This is a genomic window from Hufsiella arboris, from assembly GCF_009834875.1.
Lineage (GTDB): Bacteria > Bacteroidota > Bacteroidia > Sphingobacteriales > Sphingobacteriaceae > Hufsiella_A > Hufsiella_A arboris.
The window spans coordinates 1-6203 of the sequence record NZ_WVHT01000022.1; the positions used below are offsets into that span (position 1 = coordinate 1).

General features: G+C 47.6%; 1 protein-coding gene, 2 tRNA genes and 3 rRNA genes. All 6 read right to left on the reverse strand.

Annotated elements, in window-relative coordinates; genetic code table 11:
* Window positions 1-52 precede the first annotated feature (52 nt).
* Window positions 53-164 (reverse strand): 5S ribosomal RNA (gene rrf / locus GS399_RS20335).
* A 204-nt stretch (window positions 165-368) separates the two neighbouring features.
* Window positions 369-3248: ribosomal RNA gene (locus tag GS399_RS20340) — 23S ribosomal RNA — on the reverse strand.
* 273 nt (window positions 3249-3521) lie between these two features.
* Window positions 3522-3595, reverse strand: a tRNA-Ala gene (locus GS399_RS20345).
* A gap of 15 nt (window positions 3596-3610) precedes the next feature.
* Window positions 3611-3685 (reverse strand) — tRNA-Ile (locus tag GS399_RS20350).
* A gap of 268 nt (window positions 3686-3953) precedes the next feature.
* Window positions 3954-5475: ribosomal RNA gene (locus GS399_RS20355) — 16S ribosomal RNA — on the reverse strand.
* The 16S, 23S and 5S rRNA genes sit together here with 2 tRNA genes alongside, the layout of an rRNA operon.
* A 262-nt stretch (window positions 5476-5737) precedes the next feature.
* The gene (locus GS399_RS20360) at window positions 5738-5935 is read right to left on the reverse strand and encodes a hypothetical protein (protein ID WP_160846503.1); all 198 of its coding nucleotides are present in this window, start codon (window positions 5933-5935) and stop codon (window positions 5738-5740) included.
* Window positions 5936-6203: the final 268 nt, after the last annotated feature.

Here is a 6203-nt window from a genome sequence, read left to right on the forward strand (position 1 = left end):
TTTATTCACAAAAAAAGCCCTTTATCAGTGATTGATAAAGGGCTTAAATAAAGGGTGGCACCGACCTACTCTCCCACCTGTTACGGCAGTACCATTGGCTCTGGCGGGCTTAACTTCTCTGTTCGGAATGGGAAGAGGTGGACACCGCCGATATAGGCACCTGAAGTTCTTGAGTTAAAAGTTGAAAGATATAAGTTCAAAGTTTCCCTTGCTTAAGACTTCCGCTTTTACTTCAGTATGTTTTAATGTTGTCAGTTTTAAGCGGTGAGTTAAAGTCTTATGACTTATAACTTACTACTTATTACTTTACAACAATGACAATGATTGAAAGAAGTGATTGAAGGAGAGAAAACAACAGGTTATCTGCTATGAAAAAAGCTTCGGGTAATTAGTACTACTCGGCTATGATGTCACCACCTTTACACCTGTAGCCTATCAACGTGATAGTCTCTCACGACCCTCAATGGAAAACTCATCTCGTGGCTAGTTTCGCACTTAGATGCTTTCAGCGCTTATCTATTCCCAACATAGCTACTCTGCAGTACAGCTGGCGCCATAACAGATTCACTAGAGGTTAGTCCAACCCGGTCCTCTCGTACTAAGGTCAGCCCCACTCAATTTTCCTACGCCCACAACAGATAGGGACCGAACTGTCTCGCGACGTTCTGAACCCAGCTCGCGTGCCACTTTAATCGGCGAACAGCCGAACCCTTGGGACCTTCTCCAGCCCCAGGATGTGACGAGCCGACATCGAGGTGCCAAACCTCCCCGTCGATATGAGCTCTTGGGGGAGATCAGCCTGTTATCCCCAGCGTACCTTTTATCCTTTGAGCGATGGCCCTTCCATGCAGAACCACCGGATCACTATATCCGTCTTTCGACCCTGATCGACTTGTCTGTCTCACAGTCAAGCAAGCTTATGCTATTGCACTCCCCGTACGGTTACCAAGCGTACTGAGCTTACCTTTGAAAGCCTCCGTTACCTTTTTGGAGGCGACCACCCCAGTCAAACTACCCACCAAACAATGTCCTCCGCTTGGCGGAGTTAGACACCGAATACAGAAAGGGCGGTATTTCAAGGTTGATTCCACGACTCCTGGCGAAGCCGCTTCAACATCTCCCGCCTATCCTACACATCCTGTACCCAATATCAATGTTAAGTTGTAGTGAAGGTGCATGGGGTCTTTCCGTCCCGTTGCGGGTAACCGGCGTCTTCACCGATACCACAATTTCACCGAGCTCATGGCTGAGACAGCGCCCAGATCGTTACACCATTCGTGCAGGTCGGAACTTACCCGACAAGGAATTTCGCTACCTTAGGACCGTTATAGTTACGGCCGCCGTTTACTGGGGCTTCGATTCAATGCTTCGCCTTGCGACTAACATCCCCTCTTAACCTTCCAGCACCGGGCAGGTGTCAGGCCTTATACCTCATCTTTCGATTTTGCAAAGCCATGTGTTTTTGTTAAACAGTCGCCTGGGCCTTTTCACTGCGGCTGCCATTGCTGACAGCGCCCCTTCTCCCGAAGTTACAGGGCCATTTTGCCGAGTTCCTTAGCCATGATTCACTCGAGCACCTTAGGATTCTCTCCTCGACTACCTGTGTCGGTTTACGGTACGGGTTTTTATAACCTGAAGCTTAGCGGGTTTTCTTGGAAGTCTGATTACCTGAACTATCCACGCAGCCGAAGCCTTGCGGTACTATCAGCCTTCAGCAGAACAAGCGGATTTGCCTACTCGTCCTATACCTACAGCCTTTAACGAACTATTCCGTCAGTTCGCGTCAGTGTCACTACTCCGTCACCACATCGCAGTTATAAAAAGTACTGGAATATTAACCAGTTGTCCATCGGAATCTCCACTCGGATTATCCTTAGGCCCCGACTAACCCTGATCCGATTAGCGTTGATCAGGAAACCTTAGTCTTTCGGTGGGCGGGTTTCTCTCCCGCCTTATCGTTACTTATGCCTACATTTGCTTTTCTAATCGCTCCACCAACCATTACCAGTCAGCTTCACCGCCATTAGAATGCTCCCCTACCATAGAGATAAATCCCTATCCATAGCTTCGGTATACCACTTGATGCCCGTTTATTATCCATGCCCGATCGCTCGACTAGTGAGCTGTTACGCACTCTTTAAATGAATGGCTGCTTCCAAGCCAACATCCTAGCTGTCTGTGCAATCGGACCTCGTTAGTTCAACTTAGCGGTAATTTAGGGACCTTAGCTGATGGTCTGGGTTCTTTCCCTCTCGGCGCGTGACCTTAGCACCCCGCGCCTCACTGCAGATCATATTTACTAGCATTCGGAGTTTATCTGGATTTGGTAGGATGTGACTCCCCCGCACCCAATTAGTAGCTCTACCTCTAGTAAACTTAATATCCACGCTGTTCCTAAAAACATTTCGGGGAGTACGAGCTATTTCCCAGTTTGATTAGCCTTTCACCCCTACCCACAGATCATCCGGAAACTTTTCAACGTTTATCGGTTCGGTCCTCCAGTACCTGTTACGGCACCTTCAACCTGTCCATGGGTAGATCACAAGGTTTCGCGTCTACCCCCTCTGACTATACGCCCTATTCAGACTCGCTTTCGCTTCGGATCCGAGACTTCATCTCTTAACCTTGCCAGAGAGGAGTAACTCGTAGGCTCATTATGCAAAAGGCACGCCGTCACGGAACAAGTCCGCTCCGACCGCTTGTAAGTACACGGTTTCAGGTTCTATTTCACTCCCCTGTTCGGGGTTCTTTTCACCTTTCCCTCACGGTACTGGTTCACTATCGGTCTCTCAGGAGTATTTAGCCTTACCGGATGGTGCCGGCAGATTCCCACAAGGCGTCTCCGACCTCGCGGTACTCAGGATACCACTAGCTTATCATTACTTACCCGTACGCAGCTCTCATGCTCTATGGCCGGGTTTCCCACCCCGTTCCGGTTCATTTTGATAGTCATGTTGTGGTCCTACAACCCCCACTTTGCCGTAACAAAGTAGGTTTGGGCTCTTTCCCTTTCGCTCGCCACTACTCAGGAAATCATTATTATTTTCTCTTCCTATGCTTACTTAGATGTTTCAGTTCAGCACGTTCGCGCATTTATGCAACTAGTCTTCAACTAGTTAGGTTTCCCCATTCAGAAATCTGCGGATCAATTCGTATTTGCCAATCCCCGCAGCTTATCGCAGCTTATCACGTCTTTCATCGCCTCTGAGAGCCAAGGCATCCCCCGTGTACCCTTTCTTACTTTCTTCTACTCATGCGCCTTTTGCTACGCATGGTATGCTTTTGTATCAGATTGCTTTTTTTGATTAAGATCTTCGGATCAAAGAACCAAGACCGAAGTCTTTCTTCCTTTCTCTTTCTATCTTTCATCTCCAGAAACAACCGTCTCTACTGTTGTTTTCTCTTTCAATTACTTCTTCCAATATGTCAAAGAACGTTTTTGATTAGTATTGAGTAGTTAGTATTGAGTACTGAGAGCAAGTCTCATATCTCATGTCTAATATCTCACGTCTGATCAAGCGTGGAGAATAACGGATTCGAACCGTTGACCCCCTGCGTGCAAGGCAGGTGCTCTAGCCAGCTGAGCTAATTCCCCTTAGATGTTGTCTTGTAGTCCCGAGCAGATTTGAACTGCTGACCCCTACATTATCAGTGTAGTGCTCTAACCAAACTGAGCTACGGGACTGTTGCTGATTTGAGCAGTGAGATTTGAGTAGTGAGATTTCTCATTCACAAACCTTTGATACTCTTATCAAATCCCCTTCTCGGTTTACCTAAAGCCTGACGGCTTCATCTTTGGGTTTCTTCTTTAGTAGTGAGTAGTACGTATAGAGTGTGATAACTTCCGGCCTTTCTGACTTTCCGTCTCACATCTTAACGTCTCACTTCTAACGTCTTTTAATCTTTTATTAAAGAATATCAGTAGTACAACGAGTGTCAGTTTCACACTCTAGAAAGGAGGTATTCCAGCCGCACCTTCCGGTACGGCTACCTTGTTACGACTTAGCCCCAGTTACCGGTTTTACCCTAGGACGCTCCTTGCGGTTACATACTTCAGGTACCCCCAGCTTCCATGGCTTGACGGGCGGTGTGTACAAGGCCCGGGAACGTATTCACCGCGTCATTGCTGATACGCGATTACTAGCGAATCCAACTTCATGAGGTCGAGTTGCAGACCTCAATCCGAACTGTGAATGGCTTTTTGAGATTGGCATCATATTACTATGTAGCTGCCCTCTGTACCATCCATTGTAGCACGTGTGTAGCCCCGGACGTAAGGGCCATGATGACTTGACGTCGTCCCCTCCTTCCTCTCTGTTTGCACAGGCAGTCTGAATAGAGTCCCCACCATTACATGCTGGCAACTATTCACAGGGGTTGCGCTCGTTGCGGGACTTAACCCAACACCTCACGGCACGAGCTGACGACAGCCATGCAGCACCTAGTTTCCTGTCCCGAAGGACTGATTCATCTCTGAATCATTCAGTAACTTTCAAGCCCGGGTAAGGTTCCTCGCGTATCATCGAATTAAACCACATGCTCCTCCGCTTGTGCGGGCCCCCGTCAATTCCTTTGAGTTTCACCCTTGCGGGCGTACTCCCCAGGTGGAACACTTAACGCTTTCGCTTAGACGCTAACTGTATATCGCTAACATCGAGTGTTCATCGTTTAGGGCGTGGACTACCAGGGTATCTAATCCTGTTTGATCCCCACGCTTTCGTGCCTCAGCGTCAATTAAACCTTAGTAAGCTGCCTTCGCAATTGGTGTTCTGTGACATATCTATGCATTTCACCGCTACTTGTCACATTCCGCCTACCTCAAGTTTATTCAAGCCTATCAGTATCAAAGGCACTGCGATGGTTGAGCCACCGTCTTTCACCCCTGACTTAATAGGCCGCCTACGCACCCTTTAAACCCAATAAATCCGGATAACGCTTGGATCCTCCGTATTACCGCGGCTGCTGGCACGGAGTTAGCCGATCCTTATTCTTCAAGTACATTCAACCCAGATCACGATCTGGGGTTTATTCCCTGACAAAAGCAGTTTACAACCCGTAGGGCCGTCTTCCTGCACGCGGCATGGCTGGTTCAGGCTTGCGCCCATTGACCAATATTCCTTACTGCTGCCTCCCGTAGGAGTCTGGTCCGTGTCTCAGTACCAGTGTGGGGGGTCATCCTCTCAGATCCCCTAGTCATCGTCGCCTTGGTGAGCCGTTACCTCACCAACTAGCTAATGACACGCATGCCCATCTTAATCCTATAAATATTTGATCATTTGCTGATGCCAGCTTGTGATTTTATGCGGTGTTAATCTCTCTTTCGAGAGGCTATCCCCCTGATTAAGGTAGGTTGCATACGCGTTACGCACCCGTGCGCCACTTTCATGAAGAGCAAGCTCCTCAATCTCGTTCGACTTGCATGTATTAGGCCTGCCGCTAGCGTTCATCCTGAGCCAGGATCAAACTCTCCATTGTATAATGAAGTAATCTCTGACTCTACTTTATTTCAAATAGAATCGTTTTGATGTCCGGTATCGCTACCGAACCAATATTGCTATTTGTGAAATTGACTGGATAATTTTGTTGTCGTTACGAGTAACGTTGTTATCCGTTTTACTCGTTATACTACTAGACATTTCTTTAAAGAACTTTGCCGCTTCCCCATCCCGGTTCCGCTATATAATTTCTTAACCTTAGCTGCCTTCTCTTCTCCTTTCGGATCCGGTCGGCTGGTTAATCAATCTGTCATGTTTTGAAGCTTTCGGCCTTGCGCCTGGGCTTGTGTGTTTTGCTCTTTTAAGCGTCCCTTCGTTTCGGGATTGCAAAGGTGAGAATCTTTTTTCATTCCCGCAAGAAATATTTTACTTTTTTTTCTCGCTGCCTTTCTTTCAATTTTCCGGCTCTGCCTTGCGCATTCGCCGTTTTTCTCTCTCACTCATCTCCCCCGTTTGGGGACTGCAAAGGTGCAAACTCTTTTTTAATTTCCAAAATCTTTTTTCAGATTTTTTAAACTTTTTTTCAGCGCTCCTGTTAAGCAGCTTTCAGTCCTCAGCGCCCAGGTTTCCGCCAGGCTTTAACACCCTGCTCCTTCCTTTCGCTTCCGGTCAAAAGCTCCTCGCTTAACACCCTTTGCTTTCTCTTTTTAAAGAACCTCCCTGCTTAGCCTCCCAAGCGGGACGCAAAGGTAGTAACTATTTACACAC